The sequence below is a fragment of the Nocardia fusca NBRC 14340 genome, from assembly GCF_001618425.1.
GTDB classification, from domain to species: domain Bacteria; phylum Actinomycetota; class Actinomycetes; order Mycobacteriales; family Mycobacteriaceae; genus Nocardia; species Nocardia fusca.
The window spans coordinates 1-1,289 of sequence record NZ_BDCU01000097.1; the positions used below are offsets into that span (position 1 = coordinate 1).

1 protein-coding gene is annotated in these 1,289 nt (G+C 65.6%); it reads left to right on the plus strand.

From position 1 onward, the window contains the following. The first annotated feature begins 83 nt into the window (after positions 1-83). Positions 84-1,225 (plus strand): IS3 family transposase gene (locus NF4_RS35995; RefSeq protein ID WP_157120810.1). Its coding sequence is split into 2 segments (ribosomal slippage): positions 84-351 and positions 351-1,225, totalling 1,143 coding nucleotides; the frame shifts between segments, so codons are not numbered across the junction. Positions 1,226-1,289 lie beyond the last annotated feature (64 nt).

Consider the following 1,289-nt stretch of genomic DNA (forward strand, 5'->3'; position numbering starts at 1 on the left):
GTGGCCTGTCCCCGGTGAATGCGACCGCCCGGATTTACAGTCCTGTTGGCCCTGGTGAGGGGCCGGAAGGGACACTGAGAACCATGGCTGGACGGAAACGGCACTCCGCCGAAGAGATCGTGCGGAAGCTGCGCCGTGCCGACAAGTTGGCCGCCGCAGGCGCTTCAGGCGAGGAGATCGCCGCTGACCTGGGGATCTCCGCGGCCACCTTGTATAACTGGCGGCGCCAATACGGCGGGATGGACACCGATGCCGCCAAAGAGCTCAAGGAACTGCGGGAACAGAACGCCCGGCTCAAGCGGCTGCTGGCCGATGCCGAGCTGGAGAAAGATGCGTTGCGGGAGATCGCTCGGGGAAACTTCTAGGCCCGGCGGCCAAGCGGCGAGCGGTGGGCATGCTCTTGCAGGTCAAGGGCATGTCGGAGCGGTTCGCCTGCAAGGTCGTCGGGGTCCATCGGTCCACATTCCGGCGGCTGCCACTCGACCAGACCCCCGGCGATCCGGACGCGGGCGCGAGAGCCTGGCTGCGCGAATACGCCCGAAAGAACCCCTGTCACGGGTTTCGTCGGGCGTGGGCGGCGTTGCGGTTCGACGAGGGACATCGGGTCAACCGCAAACGGGTGCACCGGTTGTGGAAGCAGGAGGGCCTGCAGGTGAGGGCGCATCACCGGCGCAAACGTGTCGGGTCGTCGTCGGTGCCGGCGGTCGCCGCGGATGCACCAAGGACGGTGTGGGCGTTGGATTTCCAGTTCGACTCCACCGTCGACGGTCGGACGGTGAAGATCGCGTCGATGGTCGATGAACACACCCGGGAGTCACTGCTGCATCTGGTGGAACGCTCCATCACCGGCGAGAAGCTGGTCGCCGAACTCGCCCGGGTGTTCGCGGTTCGGGGTGTCCCGAAGGTTCTGCGATGTGACAACGGACCAGAAATGATTTCCGGAGTGCTACAGAGCTTTTGCGCCAACCGGATCGGGATTACCTACATCCCGCCCGGCACGCCCTGGAACAACGGCTACATCGAATCGTTCAACCGTCGGCTACGCGCCGAATGCCTCAACCGCAACCACTGGACCTCCCTGCTCGAGGCCCGCGTGGTCATCGGGGACTTCAAGACCGACCACAACCTGCGGCACCGGCATTCAGCGCTGGGCTACCGGACGCCGGCCGAGTACGCTGCGGCCTGCACCCACACCCACCATCCGGTGGAGTGCGGGATCAACTGACAACCGACGAAGCAACTCGGGCTCTACTTCCGGGTGGTCGCGTTACCGGGGACCGGCCATGCGG